Annotated in this window: 15 protein-coding genes; 4 read left to right on the plus strand and 11 right to left on the minus strand. The window is 61.8% G+C overall.

Features of this window, described 5'->3' with window-relative positions:
- Positions 1–50: 50 nt before the first annotated feature.
- Positions 51–1,253 (minus strand): muramidase family protein, encoded by a 1,203-nt coding sequence (locus IEW19_RS18490; RefSeq protein ID WP_188573051.1) that lies wholly within the window; start codon positions 1,251–1,253, stop codon positions 51–53.
- A complete protein-coding gene (locus IEW19_RS18495; RefSeq protein WP_188573052.1) occupies positions 1,250–1,774 on the minus strand; it encodes an RNA polymerase sigma factor in 525 nt (174 codons plus the stop codon). Before IEW19_RS18495 ends, IEW19_RS18490 begins: the two co-directional genes overlap by 4 nt.
- A gap of 433 nt (positions 1,775–2,207) precedes the next feature.
- On the opposite strand from IEW19_RS18495, the gene IEW19_RS18500 reads away from it, so the two are divergent.
- The gene (locus tag IEW19_RS18500; protein WP_188573053.1) at positions 2,208–2,666 is read left to right on the plus strand and encodes a hypothetical protein; all 459 of its coding nucleotides are present in this window, start codon (positions 2,208–2,210) and stop codon (positions 2,664–2,666) included.
- A gap of 136 nt (positions 2,667–2,802) precedes the next feature.
- On the opposite strand, the gene IEW19_RS18505 is transcribed toward IEW19_RS18500, so the two are convergent.
- Positions 2,803–3,195, minus strand: coding sequence for a hypothetical protein (locus IEW19_RS18505; RefSeq protein WP_188573054.1), 393 nt, complete (start codon positions 3,193–3,195; stop codon positions 2,803–2,805).
- A gap of 231 nt (positions 3,196–3,426) precedes the next feature.
- Here IEW19_RS18505 and IEW19_RS18510 point away from each other — a divergent pair, with 231 nt between their 5' ends.
- Positions 3,427–3,786: a DUF2750 domain-containing protein gene (locus IEW19_RS18510; protein ID WP_188573055.1), complete on the plus strand. Its 360-nt coding sequence runs from the start codon at positions 3,427–3,429 to the stop codon at positions 3,784–3,786.
- Positions 3,787–3,788: 2 nt separating this feature from the next.
- Positions 3,789–4,205, plus strand: a complete 417-nt coding sequence (locus tag IEW19_RS18515; RefSeq protein ID WP_229748579.1) for an ankyrin repeat domain-containing protein — start codon at positions 3,789–3,791, stop codon at positions 4,203–4,205.
- 83 nt (positions 4,206–4,288) lie between these two features.
- Here IEW19_RS18515 and IEW19_RS18520 read toward each other — a convergent pair whose 3' ends face one another.
- From IEW19_RS18520 to IEW19_RS18530, 3 genes are all read right to left on the minus strand, one after another.
- Positions 4,289–4,798: an AAA family ATPase gene (locus IEW19_RS18520; protein WP_188573057.1), complete on the minus strand. Its 510-nt coding sequence runs from the start codon at positions 4,796–4,798 to the stop codon at positions 4,289–4,291.
- A 165-nt stretch (positions 4,799–4,963) separates the two neighbouring features.
- A complete protein-coding gene (locus tag IEW19_RS18525; RefSeq protein ID WP_188573058.1) occupies positions 4,964–7,465 on the minus strand; it encodes a hypothetical protein in 2,502 nt (833 codons plus the stop codon).
- Between the two features lie 186 nt (positions 7,466–7,651).
- Entirely contained in the window at positions 7,652–9,064 is a 1,413-nt protein-coding gene (locus IEW19_RS18530) for an aminotransferase-like domain-containing protein (protein WP_188573059.1), read from the minus strand.
- Between IEW19_RS18530 and IEW19_RS18535 the strand changes: the two genes are divergently transcribed.
- On the plus strand, positions 9,063–9,998 hold the full coding sequence (locus IEW19_RS18535) for a DMT family transporter (protein ID WP_188573060.1): 936 nt from the start codon (positions 9,063–9,065) through the stop codon (positions 9,996–9,998). The genes IEW19_RS18530 and IEW19_RS18535 overlap by 2 nt on opposite strands.
- Here IEW19_RS18535 and IEW19_RS18540 read toward each other — a convergent pair.
- From IEW19_RS18540 to IEW19_RS18560, 5 genes are all read right to left on the minus strand, one after another.
- Positions 9,969–10,595 carry a helicase-associated protein gene (locus tag IEW19_RS18540; RefSeq protein ID WP_188573061.1) on the minus strand — a complete coding sequence of 209 codons (627 nt, stop codon included), beginning with the start codon at positions 10,593–10,595 and terminating at the stop codon, positions 9,969–9,971. The genes IEW19_RS18535 and IEW19_RS18540 overlap by 30 nt on opposite strands.
- Positions 10,596–10,718: 123 nt before the next feature.
- Positions 10,719–10,892: a CsbD family protein gene (locus IEW19_RS18545; RefSeq protein WP_188573062.1), complete on the minus strand. Its 174-nt coding sequence runs from the start codon at positions 10,890–10,892 to the stop codon at positions 10,719–10,721.
- 137 nt (positions 10,893–11,029) lie between these two features.
- Positions 11,030–11,320, minus strand: coding sequence for an antibiotic biosynthesis monooxygenase (locus IEW19_RS18550; protein WP_188573063.1), 291 nt, complete (start codon positions 11,318–11,320; stop codon positions 11,030–11,032).
- A 26-nt stretch (positions 11,321–11,346) separates the two neighbouring features.
- Entirely contained in the window at positions 11,347–11,739 is a 393-nt protein-coding gene (locus tag IEW19_RS18555; protein WP_188573064.1) for a nuclear transport factor 2 family protein, read from the minus strand.
- Positions 11,740–11,867: 128 nt separating this feature from the next.
- Positions 11,868–13,529 carry a sensor histidine kinase gene (locus tag IEW19_RS18560; RefSeq protein ID WP_229748580.1) on the minus strand — a complete coding sequence of 554 codons (1,662 nt, stop codon included), beginning with the start codon at positions 13,527–13,529 and terminating at the stop codon, positions 11,868–11,870.
- Positions 13,530–13,644: the final 115 nt, after the last annotated feature.

Consider the following 13,644-nt stretch of genomic DNA (forward strand, 5'->3'; position numbering starts at 1 on the left):
GGAAATGAGGGTCGTCAGTGCGCAACGGCATGTTCTGTGACTTCGACGGGTTATTGATGGATGGGTTTGGTCAGGTTGAGGCTGATGGTCTGGCCCGGGTTCAGCTCCCCGGAGGTCAGGTCCGCGAAGGTGTACCAGACGCTGCCTGTGCCGGTGAGCGGGCGGTTCGCCCATGCCAGATCCGCGATCGAGGGGATTCCGAAGCGGAAGGCGATCTGAGTCTGGGTGTCCCCAGGTGCCGTGGTGTAGGTCAGAGGAATCCCGTCGGCGTCCACGGTGAAGGTGCCGTGCGCACCCTCGACCGTGACTTCGCCGGGCATGAGTCTTATCTTGGTTCCCGCGGGGATGGGACGGTCTGCTGAAAGGGTCGTGTTCCACCGGAGCAACTGGTCCGTGGTGCACCGGAATTGGTAGCCGATGCTGTCGAATGAGTCTCCGTCGACGGTGGTGTAGTAAATGGTTTGGCCGAAGGAATTGTTGACGCTCGTTCCTCGGCCGGATCTGCTGTCGACAGGGTTTTTCTGCAGCTGGATGTGGTTCCCGGCGCGCACGAAGTAGGTATTGCCCTTCTCGTAGGTGAACGCGACCTTGTTTGCTTCGGCCAGTTGCTTGTCGGTGATTCCGAACCGGTAGGTGATCCCGGCAAGGGTGTCACCTGGTTCGATGGTGTAACTGATGGGGATGCCGTTCGCATCCACGGTGGCAGTCCCTTTCGCCCCGTTGATCGGACCGGGGGGCGGGATCAGTCGAAGCTTCGTGTTCGGAGGCAGCGCACTTCCGGGCTGGACCTCATTGAATTCCGCGAGTTCCTTCTCAGTGATGTGGAAGTTTGCTGCAACTCCCGCCAATGTGTCGCCCTGGTCCGTGGTGTAGTAGTCGACGTTCCCAAAGGAATCGGTGACCGTTTCCCCCGTCAGGGAAGTCTTCGCCGCGTTGGAGGGTGTCGTCCGCGCCGTTGACGTGGCTGAGGGTGCCGCAGCATTGTCGTCCGGACGTGATGCCATGGTCGAGCCGACCAGGACACTTGCCGCGACTGCCGCTGCGCCGAGCCCGGCGACGGCGAAACGTCCCCAGTGGCGTTTGGCGGGTGCGCGGTGGAAGTCGTGGATGGATCCCCCTGTGGTCAGGTGGGTGACTTCGGAGTTTACGAACGACAGGGACCGCTGGCGGCTGCGAATCAGTTCGTCCTCGGTGACCGTGAGGGCAGGATCGGCGGCTGAGAGCAGCCCGGCGACGGATTGGTCGTGGCTCATTCTGCTGCTCCTTCTGACACTGACTGTTTCTGAAGTAGGCGGCCAAGTTCCTTGCGGGCCCGGTGCAGGCGCATCCGCACGGCAGTCGCCGATGTGTTGAGGAGCTGGGACACTTCAACGGCGCTCAGTCCGTCCCAGTACGTCAGCAGTAATACTTCCCGCTCCTTCGGAGCCAAGTTCTCGATGGCCTCCAGGACGACGGATTCGTCCACACGGGCTTCATGGCTGCGCTCCAAACGCAACGCTCCGATAAGTCCCGCCGATCGGGACTGTGACCTGTCATGGTTCCGGAGAACGTTCTTGGCCACGCCGAAGAGGACGATCGCCGAGAGGTCATCACCGTGCGCGGACTTCTCCCAGACGATCCTGAAGACCTCCGCGCACAGGTCCTCGGCAGTAGCGGCACCCTCCGTCCTGCGGCGGAAATAGCGGTAGATGCGGTCATGGGTCGCTGCGTGAGCGGCTAGGAACCGGTTTTCCCTCTCCGGATCCACGCGTTCCCCCATCGTTTGCAAGCTCATGCCCTGTTAATGTCCGGCAGCCAGCAAACTGTAACGAGAATTTCGAAAAAATTTGAATGCTGCACGTAATTCCGCAGATCGAGAACGTTTCCGGGCCGGCAGGCCAGCCGAGGCGAGAACGTTTCCGGGCCGGCAGGCCAGCCGAGGCGAGAGCGCTCAAGGAACGACTGCCCGGCTCGTTGCCTGCTCTCCACCGGTATGCGCCGCCGACGCATACTGGGATCTTGGGTCCGACGGTCCACTCGCCGCTGCGACTGCTCAGAGCCTAACCCTGCAAGTCATACCGCTTGAGCACGCCGCTATCCACACTGAAGATGGCAAACGCGACTTTTGCTGTTCGCTAGAAGATCCTTGACCGCCCCTCAACGATCACCCTGTGGGACATTCATTCCGGAGGTGAGGGGCCGGGCGGCACCGGGACTAGGGTTTTCCCATGAAACAGGAAACTGGAAATGTGCGCCTGATGTTCTTGCGCGACCAAGTGGGGTTGGTACCCAGCGAGAACTATCCGGATGTAGCGGCGGATTTGCTTGTTGAGGGCTATGACTCTCCCACGCTTCGCGAACTGGCCGGACACCTACGGAATGACCCACGTGGGGCCGCTGATTTATGGGTCCAGGTCCGGGAGGAGTTGGGCAAGCCCTATGAGGACGACGGCGAAGCCCGGCGCGCATTGGTTCGGCACTGGCTCCAACAAATCGTTGCCGGCGTCCTCGAACCCTACAACGGGGCAAATCTCATTCTGGGCCATGCTTGGCACGAACTAGGGCAGCCCGCGGAGTTGAACTATTTGGTTGTCCTTCGTGACGACTGGGACGACATGCCGCAAAGCCGGGAGGATATTTCCAACAAGATTGTGGAGACGGCGCACGAAGTGTTGATGGATTGGTAGTCCGTCGAGGGCTGGTCATAGCAAGAAAGGCTCACCCGCCCTGTGGGGATCGGCTTACGCACGGTCCACGCCAGGCTGAAGCCTTTCAGCAGAATTCGTTGTCTAGGGACAATGAAGTTACGAAAGCTTCGCCAGGTCACTCGATCGGCATGCCTACCCAGTTGTGCGGGGTCCAGTCCACGGGATAACCGCATTCCTCCATCGAGAGGAGGACCGGACCGGAATCGTGGGGCGACCAGAAGGTAAACCACACACTTGGGTCCGCGGTGACAATCTCGACTTCCCAGATGACGGGCGGGAACAGGCGGTGCCGGCGCTTAGAGAAGACCTCCTTGACCTTGCTCCGCGGCACAATCCAAGGGCCGATGCGGAAAAGGTTCAGGCCGCGTCCGTGAAACTCCAGCTGCTCCGGGGTGACGACGAAACGGAGCCAGGGAGTGCCGGCTTGAAACTGGTAGTTGCTGTAGCCCCCGCCGATGAACTCGTATCGCACTCCCCGAGCAAAGATGCCGTTATCGGTGTCCTCCACGAACGTCAGCCTAGGCTCTATTCTTGCGTGCCATAAGGGGCTGCGCCGGGCAGAGGCACCCTCTTGGACGCCGACGGATGGCAACGTGCCCAGCAATGAGAACCGTATGGACCAGAACAGGGTTCCATTTCGGGATCCTTCACCGGGCCGCCTTGGCCCTGTCCACGGTCCGGCGCCTATGAGGGTTTCGTGGGCTGCTTGCTGGCCTCCCTAGCGTCATAGGCTGTGGGAATGAGTGTCAGCGCAGCGCATGCAACTGTCTTCTACGAAGAGATCGTCAAGAACGGTGAGGTGTGGGCGATCCGCGATGCAGGGGGCCTCCCGGCCCCGCTCAACGGGGATGGTGATCGCAGCATGCCTTTCTGGTCCCTTCGGAGCAGAGCAGAGCGCGTTATCGCGAATGTCCCCGACTACAGGGACTTCGAACCGATGGCCATCCGCTTGGACGCGTGGCGCACCCGCTGGATCGACGGCCTCGAGGGTGACGGGATTCTCGTGGGCCTCAATTGGACAGGTGCTCGGGCGACCGGTTATGACATCAGATCAGCGGAAGTGCGCACCCGACTTGGCGCTATCGAGAATATGGAATGAACGTGGACAACGAGCCGAGGCACCGGGTGGACCCTGCCGGCCGTTCTCCACTCCACTACGCTGCGCTGGAAGACGATGCCGAGGCAATAGCACGGTTGCTGGCCGCGGGATCATCGCCTGACGTTGTGGACCGCCAGGGCTTCACGCCGCTTCATCTCGCAGCGCAGGAATTCGCCCCTGCGGCGGCTGCCTCTCTGATCGATGCAGGAGCAAAGGTCGACGTGGAGAACGTCTTCGGCAACACATCACTTTGGATCGCCGTATTTAATTCCAAAGGTCGGGGTGAGCTGATCGGACTGCTCCGTGCCCACGGCGCTGACCCGCTGCACGTCAACGCAAGCGGGCAGACGCCGGTCGGCCTAGCAAGGCTCATTGGCAACTACGACGTAGCGCAGTACTTCCAGGACATACCCGAATAGCAGCCTGGCGGCATTCCTGACAGCCCCCTCATTGGCACGCTGAGGGATCCCTCAACGCGTCCCTGATGTGGGCGCTGGTGGGTCTAGTCCCAACCGGCTGCTCGTCGAACAGCCGCGGCAAGCTCCGCAGGTGGAATGTCCGAGGAATCTATTACCAGGTCATCAATTCCTGCAGCCTCAAGAATGTCCGTAAGTGTGCCGACCCGATTGAGATGCCATATCAGTCCTTCAGGATCCTCACGATGGCGGGAGCGCAAACGTGCCTTCAAGACGTCGGAACGAGCCACGAGACGGCAGACAAACAATCCTTCAGAACCCAGTGCATCAATGTAACGAGGTAGTTCGGCTTTTTCCTCGATGACCCCTGCGACGATGAATCGTTTTGCGCCCGCAGCTCGGTAGTTTTCGGCGAGGCTTTTGAGATTGAGCAGTTCGAGCTCGTGGTTGAACCGATCCGCGCTCGGCGCTGGCCTCAGTTTTCGAATGGCGTCAAGATCGATGACGGCGTGGCTACCCCGTTCAGCTGCGCTGAGCGCATCCGCGAGGGTTGACTTTCCCACGCCGACTGTTCCATTCACGAAGATCGAATCCATAGACCCGATCCTCTCAGGAAGTCCAGCGGAATCCTCTGCCACTGATCCGTCAACGGATCCTTTCTTTACCTGAGGGGCGGTGAGGGACCGGCTTACGGGCAGGGTCTTGACGCCGGATGAGTATGCGGTCGGGCTAAGGGCGAAGTTTCAAAGCTGTTCGCGAACTCAAATATCGAATGTCGGCTCTGTCTCAAAGAGTTCCGGTCCGAGACCGGTTATTTCATCGATTCGTAAATTCCTAGCTCCCGCTAGTGTTGCAGCCTCGCGAAGCATCTGTTTTGCCGAGTTTGCCATCCTTGGCCTTGTAGTGGCGAGAAGAACTTTGTCTGCGTGCAGGGCCAACGCAATATCGATCTTCTTTTTCGCCGCTGAGCGTGCCTCTCTTGGGCCGTTTCCCAATTTCCCGTTGGACTTCGCTTCAACGACCACGACTTCACCGTTGACGTGCGCAATCAGATCCATTTCTGCCACCGGTTTGCCAGTGCCGGCGGCGAGGAACTCAATTTCCGAAGTGTCTGAGTACTCCCAGGTTCCCCGTCTCAGGTGTTGTGCTGCGAACAGCCCAACATCCCCGTGGGTCGTCATAAGCTCCCTAAACGATGCATGTAGGTCGTAGAACCAGGCAGGCTCGTTGCCGTCATTGTTCCACCGTGTAGCTGTCAGCTCATTTACTGCAGAGCACCTGACGCAGAGAAAACGCTGCCCGATCTGATCGATCCCCACGAACGAGGGCCGCGTGCAGTCGGAGCAATCAAGGATAAATCCACGCCGGAGGAGATCGGCCTGTGCAAGCTGATCGATCCAACTTCGCACATCCTCATCTCGCAGTCCCGGAACGCACCTGCACAGCGCTTCAAACCTTGGATATGGGTCGTACCCGAGTGCAACTCCGTCCCTTAGAGGGAAGACTTTGCTCGTACGCTCGGCCGGCTTTTTCGGATCGCCTGACGCGAACCTTCTAAGTGCAGGGTGAAACGGCCCCGAAACCATCTCAGCCAATGCCTGCCTTCCCCCGAGCCGACGGGCCAGGAGCTGGGCATGCATTCCAGGGACAGATGACTTTGCCTCAAGACCTGCCTGATTAGCCATGGCTTGCACCCAAGGTTGCATGCCAAGAATCTTGAGCCTGGGTTGTGAAATCTGGCTCGTCAAGGAGGCCCCGGCTCCAATAAGTCCCCCGGCTTGGGAGTGGAAGACAAACCCGTCCCTGCTGCTCCTGACCCCGCTATTTATGAAAGGCTGCCGCTCTGGTTGAACGAAAATCTGTGGGACTCCTCGACCGTGTGGCATTGACGTCTCCCAGAAGTTCACGCCTACATACCAGTACGGCCTCACTGGTCCGTTCTTTGGCCTTATTAGTGCCGCGGGCTGCGGGGTTGCGAGCGGTGCACGCATAAACGTGGTGCCGTCCTGGGCAACCGAGACAGGGACAGAGAGTTGCGTCTCAGGCGGCTCCGCCACGGCCATTTGATGGAGCCCTAGACGGAGTTCAGGCACGCCAAGTTCTACCCCGTCAGGCAAACTTTTGCTTCTTCCGATCGCGTCCGTAGAAGCATCAGGGAAGGGGTTAGCCTCCCAGCTGTCCCCACACAGCACCTCCGTAAGCCCCGTCAATTCTGCTCTATCGAGTGAGCTTGAGGACAATAGGAGGCGGCCGGCCCACCCCTGGACACGCATCCCTGCATTTGCGAGTTCTAACCGGATTGTGCGGGCAACGGTTTCGTTCGTCAGCATCTCGGAGCTGAGCCAGACGCCAAAGCCGAGCAGCCGCTCGTAGGCATAAGCCAGCGCGAAATCCTCAGCGGTGTCACCAACAACAACGGCGCCGGCGTCGATCGAAAAGCGGTACCGCAGTGAGGTTAAGCCGCCGTCCGGCTCGTCACACCAAAAAAATGTCTTTTCGCCGGTTGATGCCCCGCCTACGTTCATTCTCTCCACGAGATCACCTGGCGCTTTCCTGGACCACCTTTCGGGGTCGAGAGCGAGCCTCATCATCTGGGCCTCATCAGGTTCTTCGCGCTCATTCTGGTCTTTCTCGAGCGCGTAGGGCAGCACTCCTGTGCGGATCGCGAGGGAGAGCGACCCCGACCCCGTCCAAGTCTCCGAACCGGCAAGAACGACCGATTCAGAGGGCATCGGACGCGCCGCGGCAATGAGGCGGCCCGGTCGTGGGCCCACCTCGAAATCCAAGTGTTCGATGCTCTCACTTTGAACCTCACCCGGATCGCCGTAACGAAACGGGGTACACGCCGCCGCCACGAAAGCCCGGGCCTTCAAAGCCACGGAGTCCTGTATAGGCAGGTCAATAACATCGGGGCGAGTCAGATAGGACCTGCGTTCCTCAGCCTCGACGAGAAGTTTGCCATCCTCGGAGCGAAGGGCGATAAACCCCGGATTTACTCGCTCCATCTCTCTACGCGGCAGGCGCACGGTAACTACGTGGTCAGGATCATAAGCTGCAACAACGTCAATAATTTCGGGGGCAACCGTCCCGTCATCTTTGAAAGGGACAAGAATGAACCCAGCTCCACCCCAATACTTTCCGGTAACAGAGATTGCCAAGCGAGCCGACGAGCGCCAATGATCACCGCCGCGGAACAGAACAGCGACCCGCGCCGGGCGCAAGATGACGGTGGCATTGGTGTAGGTATCTTCGAGAGGTTCCACGAGAACCAATTGAACATGGTGAACTGAAAAAGCGCTGCCTGCCAGCGCGCGACGCAGAGCTTGCTACGCCCATCGCCTTGTAGGCGCACACCAGGTAAGCATCGCTCTTTTGCTACTGGCCCTCGTGGGCGTGTTTCTCATTATTTCTGGGGCCGACGCCCGCACCAGCGCATGGACGTTCGTCCCCTAGTTGTTGGCTTTTTCCAGGGTTCGGCCGATGATGCGAGCTGCCTCCGGGTAGGCGCCAGGATTTGGGCCGGAGTAGTTGAGGCGGATAAAGGGTCCTGTGGGTTCCGCGGGGAACCATTCGCCACCGGGAGCAACCAGGACGTTGTTTGACTCGCACTCACGGGTGAAGGAGGGCAGGTCTGTCGTGTCGGGGAGGCGGACCCAGAGGTTTAATCCGCCGGGTGGGATGGCCGTGATATGCGCGAGAGGCGCGTGCTGGGTGAGGCTGTCGGCGAGCAGGTCCCGTCGCGACCGGAGCTGCTGACGGAGACCGCGGAGGTGAGTCTGCCAACCGGGCTGAGTGATGATGTCCAGGGCAGCGGCCTGTAGGACTCCACTGACGTACATGGACGCGGCAGCCCGGTCAGCGATGATCCGTTCTCGGGCCGGTCCGCGGGCGATGATCGCGGCGATCCTGAGTGCGGGTGACACGCTTTTGGTCAGTGAACGGATATAGACGACGTTCCCGTTGTCATCTTTGGCTGCTACCGGTGTTGGGTCGGTGGTGATGCCAAAGTCGTGGGCCCAGTCGTCCTCGATGAGGAACGCACCATAGGTCCGGGCCACGTCAAGTATCTGGCGCGCGGCCCCGGCCGACCATTGGGTTCCGGTCGGGTTGGCGTAGTTCGGTTGTACATAGAACGCTCGGGCACCGGTTTCTTCGAACGCCTGGGCGACGTTTTCCGGGTCAGGGCCAGTGGGGCCGGAGGCGATGGGGACCAGGCGGACACCGGCCTGTGCTGCTGCGAGGATCGCACCCCAGTAGGAAGGCGACTCGATCAGCAGCGGCCGGCCGTCAGTGACCAGCGCCCGAAAGATCGAGCTGAGCCCGCTCTGACTGCCGGGAAGCACGATGACGTCACCGGCCAGGGGCGGAGTCACTCCGACAGGGGCAGCAGTAGCCAGTTCGGAGGCAAACCACGACTGCAACTCAGGCAAACCAGCGACGGGAGAACGCGTGAACGCGGCGTCACTGCGTCCCGCCCGGGCCAGGGCAGCACGTATAAGGCGTTCAGGCAGCAGATCCCGGTCGGGGTATCCACCATGAAGAGCGATAGCGTCAGCTGGTGTGGGCCGCATCGTCGCCGGCGATGCGGAGAATCGGTTGCGCGGGGATCCGAGTGCAGCGGTCTGCCAGCCAAAATCCGAGGGCTTCGCGGTGCGGACGGCCCGAACGAAGGTACCAACTCCGGGTCTGCTCGCAATCAGTCCCAGCCCGCTCAGGGTGCGCAGTGCTTTCTGTACGGTGACGGGACTGGCCTCATAACGGATCACCAACGAGCGGGTCGACGGAAGCTTCGCGCCGGCAGGAGCGATTGCGATCCACTCCCGCAGAGCCACCACGATTCTCGTACTGCTATCGTTAGTCATGAACCCTAATAGTAGCGCTACTCTCGAAAAGCCGGCCGTGCTACCAGCCTCTCGGGCAGGACTCGCCTGGGGATTGCTCGGCGTTCTCGCGTTCTCTTTCACCGTGCCTTTCACCCGTGTAGCAGTCGGCGGGCTCTCACCCTTATTCATCGGATCAGGGCGGGCAGTGATCGCCGCAGCCCTCGCTATCCCAGCACTGGCCATTACCCGGCAACGGTTCCCCACCGGCGTCCAATGGATACGACTGGCCGTCGTCGCCGGCGGTATCGTCATCGGCTTCCCCCTACTCACCTCCTTCGCCCTCACGACAGCACCGGCCAGTCACGGAGCTGTGGTGATCGCACTCCTGCCCGCTGCGACTGCCGTCATGGCAGTCATCCGGGGCAAAGAACGACCACCAATCTCGTTCTGGGTTCTGGCAGCTGTCGGCTCCATCGTGGCGATCGGGTTCGCCGCGCTCCAGGGAGGCGGCCTCGCACACCTCACCTCATCAGATCTGCTGCTCTTCGCGGCCGTCCTGGCTGCTTCCATCGGATACGCGGAAGGCGGCCTACTCGCCCGTGAACTCGGGGCATGGCAAACCGTCTCATGGGCACTCGCGATCGCGTCCCCGCTGATGCTCGGCTTGACCATCACAGCCCTAGCGCAGCAACCACCCAGCGGGACCCCGATCGAGTGGGCCGCGTTCACCTATCTGGCTGTCGTGAGCATGTTCCTTGGCTTTTTCGCCTGGTACCGCGGGCTCGCCATCGGCCCCATGGCACAGGTTAGCCAGGTCCAACTCACCCAACCCGTCCTCAGCATCCTATGGGCCGCCTTTCTACTCCACGAACAACTCACCTGGGCCACAATCCTCGGAGGCACCGCCGTCGTCCTCTGCGCCGGTGTCGCCGTTCGACTACGACTAGCTGGCCCCGCGCCGGCACCCCGCTGAGGAACCAGGATCGTAGTGGTTGGAGGGCCGCCTTAGCGTCCGGTAAAAGATGCGCTGGGTGTGCAACCAGACCCCCAGGGTGCGCTCTTCCCGGTCATCGGTTTTGTTGTGCCGGGGCCATTCGTTGCCAGCCTTGAGATAGGCGTCCACCTGGCCCAGCCGCTGTTTCCACCGGGCCGCGTCGGCGTCCCGCTTGGTCGGGTATGTCCGCCAGCCCGGAATGGCGTCCAGGGCGTCGGCGTAGACGGGGGAGAGGCTGCCGTTGTCGGCTTCCTGACGCCGCCAGGCCAGCCACCCTGCCAGCGCGGACTCCCGCTGGGAGCGACGGTGGACGGGCAGTCGGCCCTCAACGGCGTAAAAGGCCAGGACGTCCTCCAGGTTCCGCCGGCCGGCAGCAGTCGCCTGCGGGGGAGCCGGCGGCAGGGCGGCCTTGTGCTCCGCGCGCAGTTTCGGGTCCTGATTGGCGGCGATGGCCAGGTGGTAGCGGACGGTGGTTTCTGCGACTCCAGCGCCCGCAGCGATCTTCGGCGTCGGGATACCTTGCCGGTACATCTGCACCCACTCGGGGTCCGGTGCACGGCGCTTGATCTGCGTCATCGGTCAACCTCCACGAGATACCCCCATTGTCGTTGCCCCTACGCTACGCGAGAAAGACGATCGCTCCGGAGACACAGAAAAGGCGCGCCCCGTTCGCTGAGCGCGCCCTTCCCGTGATGTCTGTCAGTGTTTGAAGGCGTCCTTGACCTTTTCGCCGGCCTGCTTCACATCGCCCTTGGCCTGGTCAGCCTGGCCTTCGGTGCGCAGGCTTTCATCGCCTGTTGCGGTGCCGGCCGTCTCCTTGGCCTTGCCGCCTGCCTTCTCGGCAGCGTTGTCGATCTTGTCGCCCAGTCCCATGGTGTTTCCTCCTCTGGTTCGGCAGCCGTTCGCATTCGGCTGCACCAACAGTAAGCATGCTTAGGGTTTGGATTGCAAGCGTAATCCGCTTCCGGCTGAGGACGCCGGGCAAGGGAAAGTCGCACCCCGGGCGATTCTCAATTCTTGATGCTGCTGACCGTGACCTCGAATTGTTCAACGTCAACGATCTGGCTGTTCTGCTCTTTGCTGCTGTCTGAGCGGATGGCATTCGCGGCCTGCTGGCTGGCATCAAGGGCTTCCTCGCTTTCCCATAAGGTGATGGACAGCGCCTTCTGGGAGTCTTTCGCGTAGAGGAAGTAGATCCCGCGGCATCCGGGGATCTCGAGGACCCGCTTTACTGTCTCTTCCGTGGGTGCATCCGCCGTGGCGGCGGGATCAGTCTTGTAGGTGCTGACTCTGGCGAACATCGGGCTTCCTCCAGTGCTGATCTTGGCTATGCCCAGAAGTCGGATGCCTTGGCCGTATCGTCCGGCGCCTCCAGGACTTCAGTCACCTTCCCGCCAGCGATCGTGAACACGATGACGATCCGCTGGTCCAGGGATTTACCGTCGCGCTCCGCATGGCCCGACTGGACGCCGATCGTGTATTTGTCGCCCGAGGCCACGTCGTCCAGGGTGACTTTGAGAGTGCCGTTCGAGCGTGAGTACAGCTCACCGAAATAGGCAAGGATTGCGTCCCGGCCCTTCTTGTCTCCAGACAGGGGCCCGGTGCCGCCAATATGCCAGACGGCGTCCTCGGTGAACAGTTCCCTGAGCGTGTCCATGTCGCCGGCGGTGAACGCCTCATAGCCGCGCCGCACCAATGCTGTGTCTTCCTGTGCTCCCATGTCGACACCTCCGTCATCATTGTCGGGATCTTGCGAGGACAGAATAGGCCCGGACAGGTGACCAGTCGAGGGGGAGCGGCCCCCTATTTCTCCCCTTCCGCCCGGTGCTCTGTAGGGGATTCCACGTGCTAGGCGGTCACCATGGATGCGGCATCCGCATCGGCGGCCGGCAGGGTCAGGGTTGCGGTGGTGCCCTCTCCGGGCCTGCTGGAGAGGGTGATGTAGCCGCGGTGGTTTTCGACGATGGATTTAGTGATTGCCAGGCCCAGCCCGGCGCCGGGAATGGTCGAGGAGTGTGCGTTTGCGGCCCGGAAGAAGCGGGTGAAGGCCTGATCCAGTTCCTCCTCGGTCATGCCGACGCCGGTATCGGTGACTTCGCAGCGGAGTTCGTGGCCGTCGTTGCTGACTTGGAGGGTGACGGTACCGCCGCGCGGGGTGTATTTGATGGCGTTGGAGATCAAGTTGTCGACAGCCTGGGTGATGCGGTCGGGGTCGAAGTGGCCGGGCGCGGTTCCGCTGGGGAGGAGTTCCAGGGTGAGGCCGCCGGCCTTGGCCCTGGGTTGGGCGGCCTGGACGCTGTGGCGGACGACTTCGGTCAAGTCCGCGTCACGGGGTTCAATGGTGATGGCGTCGGAGGCGATGGTGAGCAGGTCTCCGACCAGGTGCAGCAGCCGTTCGGCGTTGCGCCTGGCCACTGTCAGGTAAAACTCCATCTCGGGATCAACGCCCTCTTCCGCCAGGCCCAACTCCAGGTAGCCGAGGATGGACGTCAGCGGGGTCCGCAACTCGTGCGAGACGTTCGAGACGAACTGGTCCTTGGCCGACAGTGCTTCAACCAGCGCCGTGACATCGGTAAACGCGAGGACCGCCCCGGAGTGCTGGCCGTTGGTGCCCTCGATCAGTCGGCATGTCGTGGAATACGCCTTCTGACCGGTTCTGTCGCCGGCCCAGATCAGTTCGTCCGTGAAGGACTCACCACTTGAGGCGCGGAACGCAGGATGCCGCTCCATAGGAAGGGGAAGCTTCCGGTCGGCGCCGTAGACGGGGAACTCGGCGTGATCATCGGGCGTGGGTGTGCCCGTGATGGTTCGGCCCAGATGACTGCTGAGTTGATGGTTCATAAGGACGACGCGGCCCTGGGCGTCGAGGGCGCAGACTCCGACACTCACAGTGTCCATGACCGTGTTGAGGAGCCGCTCCCGGTCCTCGCTGGCAGATAGGAGGTCCCGGACCTCGCAGCCCTGGGCTTCCAGCTGTTGCCGCTGCAACGTGAGGGCGTTGACGATTCCGTGGGCGGTGAGCGCGGTTGCTCCGAGGATGACGGGCAGCAGGACGATCCGGATGAAGTCCGGCCCGTCGAAGCCCGTACCGAGAATGACCGGGGGCAGCACGGCGCTGAGGATGGTGGCGACGACGGCGAGCAGGACACCGGTCCGGCGCCGGTCCGCCGCCAGCCACACGACAGGAAACACCAGGAGGAAGCCCAGGACGGTGAGGTACTCGTCGGCGGCCTCGCGGGAGATCCCCACGGCTATGCAGTCAAGGACCGGTATGATGAGCACGGCCCGTTCCGGGAGGCGGCCCCACGGCACCAGGGAGCACGCGGCAAGCAGGAGAACATGGATTCCCAGGCTGTACAAAAATGAGCCGCCCACATCGAGTTGCGGATGCAGGACCATCGTCAGGACCACAACCAGCAGCATCGTAGTGGACAGCGGAAGCTGAAACAGCACCGCCCGGCCCCTGTGCCCCAGCGTCCGGTAGTACGCATACAACGGCTCAAAAAGCATGGCCTCCCCTTGTCCTTGCCCTGATCGCCTCTCACGTCGAAACCTACCCCGCGCAGCGCGCAATCAACAGCAAGGCCGGTTCAGGCACAGAGGGGTCCGGATCATGAGAGTCCCC

This window comes from Arthrobacter liuii, assembly GCF_014639275.1.
In the GTDB taxonomy this organism is placed as follows: Bacteria; Actinomycetota; Actinomycetes; order Actinomycetales; family Micrococcaceae; genus Arthrobacter; species Arthrobacter liuii.

Coding starts and splice junctions, on each gene's coding strand:
- IEW19_RS18490 (WP_188573051.1), bottom strand. CDS start 1,253: ATGAGCCACGACCAATCCGTCGCCGGGCTGCTCTCAGCCGCCGATCCT.
- IEW19_RS18495 (WP_188573052.1), bottom strand. CDS start 1,774: ATGAGCTTGCAAACGATGGGGGAACGCGTGGATCCGGAGAGGGAAAAC.
- IEW19_RS18500 (WP_188573053.1), top strand. CDS start 2,208: ATGAAACAGGAAACTGGAAATGTGCGCCTGATGTTCTTGCGCGACCAA.
- IEW19_RS18510 (WP_188573055.1), top strand. CDS start 3,427: ATGAGTGTCAGCGCAGCGCATGCAACTGTCTTCTACGAAGAGATCGTC.
- IEW19_RS18520 (WP_188573057.1), bottom strand. CDS start 4,798: ATGGATTCGATCTTCGTGAATGGAACAGTCGGCGTGGGAAAGTCAACC.
- IEW19_RS18535 (WP_188573060.1), top strand. CDS start 9,063: ATGAACCCTAATAGTAGCGCTACTCTCGAAAAGCCGGCCGTGCTACCA.
- IEW19_RS18530 (WP_188573059.1), bottom strand. CDS start 9,064: ATGACTAACGATAGCAGTACGAGAATCGTGGTGGCTCTGCGGGAGTGG.
- IEW19_RS18540 (WP_188573061.1), bottom strand. CDS start 10,595: ATGACGCAGATCAAGCGCCGTGCACCGGACCCCGAGTGGGTGCAGATG.
- IEW19_RS18545 (WP_188573062.1), bottom strand. CDS start 10,892: ATGGGACTGGGCGACAAGATCGACAACGCTGCCGAGAAGGCAGGCGGC.
- IEW19_RS18550 (WP_188573063.1), bottom strand. CDS start 11,320: ATGTTCGCCAGAGTCAGCACCTACAAGACTGATCCCGCCGCCACGGCG.
- IEW19_RS18555 (WP_188573064.1), bottom strand. CDS start 11,739: ATGGGAGCACAGGAAGACACAGCATTGGTGCGGCGCGGCTATGAGGCG.
- IEW19_RS18560 (WP_229748580.1), bottom strand. CDS start 13,529: ATGCTTTTTGAGCCGTTGTATGCGTACTACCGGACGCTGGGGCACAGG.